Genomic DNA, 4143 nt, shown 5'->3' with positions numbered 1-4143 from the left:
GTGTAATCGTTAATACGGGAAATAATTATTTTAAAACGGCTCAGTTCCCTGTTGCCACAACTCCAGCCAATCATAATTAACACTCGTCACGGCAAAATCTGGTTCTTTATGGAACGGACGACGTAAGTAGTGAATAGAACAATTACCTTCCATATCTTCTGCTAAAGGCACTTGCACCAACGCCAAAATGAAATTATCTGGCTTGTTTAGAGCGGTAATAATTTCATTCTTCGTCACTGTCACAGTTTTAGCGCCTCTAATTCGCCCTTTCACCTCAATAAATCGCAAGCCCTCACCCCGCCTCCGGCCCCCCTCTCCCAATTTGGGAGAGGGGCTGGGGGTGAGGGGACGTGACTCAATATCATAGCCGCACTTCTGGGTACTCACATTTATTGGTTCGTACCCTAAATTGCGTTCTACTTCCATCACAGCCGTCATTGCTGCCTTTTCTACCCGTTCCGTCTCCCTGGCAAACATCGCTGTCGTTGCCTGTTGTTTGCCTTGCATTCGTTGCAGTAAGCCTACTGAAACTATCAACGCGCCCCCAACCACCACAGGCGGTAATGGCGATAATCTACGTTCTTGCTCTAATTCCTCCAAGCGCTGCATTAACCGTGCTTGTAAATCATCCGCTCGCTGATGTGCTTTACCTGAGTTAATTTTGGCATTAGGCTTGCCAGCTTCCTCTTGTATTTTCAGTTCTTCAGCCCGATGATCCCAGTAATTAATCTCCTTAGTTAATCTATCTTTTACTGCCGTCATCGTCTGAGCAATAAGTTCCTCTTTGCGCTGCTTGAGTTCTTGAAGATGTTGGGGAACAAGGTGAGCGATCGCATAACTCTTGGCTTTTGCTTCTAAATCTTCTCGCAACCAAGATTCTTCTAAAACTTTTTCTACAAAACCCTTTTCCTCGTCTGTTAGCGGACGGTAATTGAGGTAAGGTGCGTAACCTGCATTGTAGGTATTGCCTTCTGGATTGATTTCTACATATTGCATCCGCCGCGATACTAAACGCCTAGAGCCATTTAGATTTGTCCGCGCGTCTTGTATAGAATGTTCTAAATAAACTAAGGCGCGGGTTCCTTCGCTGGAATCATTTTCATCGACTAAGATAGTCCCTTGTTTCAACAAATCCCGGTGTCGCTCCAAAGTCAGGTCAATTGTGGCATCCAGTAGAGAATGTCCAGAACAGATGAAGGCAGCTAAGGGTTTAAGAGAAACGCTGATTAAATCTTTTTCAAAGCAGATGCGTTCGTAGCGTAGCAGCAACGGTTCTCCTACACCAATTTGCCGCCCTCGATTACGAATAACTGCCGGAACATGACTGATTTCGTAACGCTGGGGTTCACGTTGACGCAATGTTCCACCTAATTGGGTAAATGCTTCTAGGAAGAAGGAAGCAATAAAATGAGGTTGCAACCGTCGTGCTTCTGCTCTTTCCATTTCTTCCCGAATTTGCTGCACTTTGGCGATATCCATCGAATCTCGTGCCAAAGCCCGTTCTTCTAAAAGTTCGCGTAGTCGCTGTTGGTCGAGTTTATCATGTACGACTTGGTTGAGTCTGTCTCGCACCTCTAATTGATCGCCATAGCGAATTGCTTCAATCAATAACTCTCGTAATTCCGTCCCTGCGATCGCTTTCCCCAATACATCAAATACTTGACCTCCCAGTGCCTTCTGCTCTGCCTCTATCTTTTTCAATAACGCTAAATACACATCGCCTTCACGAGTGCCTTTTGCCACTAAATTCCATAAGTGACAGACCTCCGTCTGCCCAATCCGGTGAATTCGCCCAAAACGCTGTTCTAGGCGGTTAGGATTCCAAGGTAAATCGTAATTAACCATAAGGTGCGCCCTTTGCAAGTTAATCCCTTCACCCGCAGCATCCGTAGCTATTAAGACTTGTACTTCGATATCTTGGGTAAATGCCTCCTGCATTTTGCGGCGTTCTTCGCGTCCCATTGCGCCATGTATATTTACCACAGCTTCATTACGTCCAATTAGCGTCCGAATCCGATCTGTCAAATAATTTAATGTGTCCCGGTACTCGGTAAAAATCAAGAGTTTGCGCCGATGTCCTTGGGCGTTGAACATTTCGGCATCATTTTGCAACAGATTAGAGAGTTCTTCCCATTTTTTATCTTTACCACTACGTCGCACCCGCAGTGCCAGTTGCTCTAATTCTTCTAAAAGCTTAATTTCTGTTTGTAATTCTGCGATCGTCCGTGATGCTGTAGCTAGGTCAACTACTTCCTGTTCTGTTGCTTCTCGTTCTTCACCAGGAATATCCTCTAAATCATCTTCTAAGTCTTCCAGATCCAGAACCTGCTTAAATTCAACGATGATTGCATTACTTCCCTGCCTCAAAACTTCTTCTTGCCTCAGCCGTTTTTGCAACCTTTCCCGACGGCGTAGCAGCGATTGATAAATAGCTTCTGGGGAAGAAGCAAGCCGACGTTGCAAAATAGTCAAAGCAAAGCCAACATTACCTTTGCGCCCTTCATTTTCTAAAGCATCGGCACGATTAAATTCCTCGCGGACGTACTCAGTAACTCGCTTATACAGTACCGCTTCTAAATCCGATAGTTCATATTCTATAGTGCTAGCTTGGCGTTCTGGAAATAGGGGTTTTCCATCAAACTTCAGCAAATCTTCTTTAACCAATCGCCGCATTAAGTCGGAAGTATCTGCTACGTGAACACCATCGCGGAAGCGTCCTTCAAATCTGTCTCCATCCAATAACGCCATAAACAACTGGAAGTCTTCCTCTTTGCCGTTATGTGGTGTCGCTGACATTAATAAAAAATGCCTAGTCAAAGTTGAGAGTAACTTACCAAGTTTGTAGCGTTTCGTCTCTTTAATTTCACCACCAAAAAATGAAGCTGACATTTTATGGGCTTCATCGCAAACAATTAAATCCCAGTCTGTCTGTGCTAGTTTTGCTTGTAAATCTTGATTACGGCTGAGTTTGTCCAGTCGCACAATCACCAACGGCATTTCAGCAAAAGCATTTCCAGTTACTGCTGATTCAATGCGATCGTTAGTGAGAATTTCAAAGCGTAAATGAAACTTTTGCGATAATTCATCTTGCCACTGTGGGGCTAAACTGCCGGGACAAATCACAAGGCAACGATGCAAATCACCTCGGATGAGCAATTCCCGCATCAGCAAACCCGCCATAATAGTTTTACCTGCACCTGGATCATCTGCTAAGAGAAAACGCAGAGGTTGTCGAGTCAACATTTCCCCGTAAACGGCAGTTATTTGGTGTGGTAAAGGTTCGACTAGAGAGGTGTGAACGGCTAGCAAGGGGTCGAAGAGATAAGCTAGACGGATACGGTGCGCTTCTGATGCCAGACGAAAATTAGCTCCATCAGCAGTGAAACTCCAAGCACCACCAGAGGTGATTATTTCTAAAGTAGGTTCTCTGTCTCGAAAGACTAACTCATTCCCTAGCGTGCCGCTAGCATCTTTGTATGTTAATTCCACAACATCAGAACCATGCCACTGAGCATCAACGATGGCGACAATACTGTTTGGCAGGATACCTTGTACTTGCGTGCCTTTTGTTAAATCCTCAAGTCTAACCATATTGCGGTGTTTTCCCTTTTGGCAGATGTCAGTGGCAATGTAGATACCAATGTTTTTTGACCGGACATTGCTCCTTATGACCATAAGAGACACTAGGCTGGTTATTAGCTAGTATATTTACTGTTATTTGGCTGTGGTAGCTTGATGTTGCTTAATTGAAAAGCTGATTTTAAGCGATCGCTCCATGCTAGTGGCTACAGGTAAAGTGAAATAGAGTGCGATCGCATCTCTCGAAACTCAAGCTGTTGATTCAGCTTTGTACTTGGAATGCGATCGCCACTAAACCTTGGAGCAAATATTCCCAAATCCTTACAGGGAAGTCTTTTGCATAATTTTACAACTTTATTATTTGTTTTTGGATGGTAGCCTGATGAAATTGTATAACTTTATTTTTTTAAGACTTCTCAGTAACCAACGATACAATAGTGTTTGTAGCCGCGCAAATTGTACAACTTTTTTAGTTGTTTACAATAAAGTATAATGGCTTCTGAAGAACTTCTATGGCTTGCAGAAGCCATTTTTCTGGCAATGATTATAAGTATAATATATTTA

General features: G+C 43.7%; 1 protein-coding gene. It reads right to left on the bottom strand.

Features of this window, described 5'->3' with window-relative positions; genetic code table 11:
- Positions 1-30 precede the first annotated feature (30 nt).
- A complete protein-coding gene (locus IQ229_RS15980) occupies positions 31-3591 on the bottom strand; it encodes a helicase-related protein (RefSeq protein WP_194045298.1) in 3561 nt (1186 codons plus the stop codon).
- Positions 3592-4143: the final 552 nt, after the last annotated feature.

It is taken from the genome of Nostoc cf. edaphicum LEGE 07299, assembly GCF_015207245.1.
GTDB lineage: Bacteria > Cyanobacteriota > Cyanobacteriia > Cyanobacteriales > Nostocaceae > Nostoc > Nostoc edaphicum_B.
The sequence above is the reverse complement of the archived record's forward strand: the minus strand, read 5'-3'. Positions and strand labels throughout refer to the sequence as shown.

Excerpts from the sequence above, each read along its gene's own strand:
- IQ229_RS15980 (WP_194045298.1), bottom strand. The coding sequence starts at position 3,591 with ATGGTTAGACTTGAGGATTTAACAAAAGGCACGCAAGTACAAGGTATC.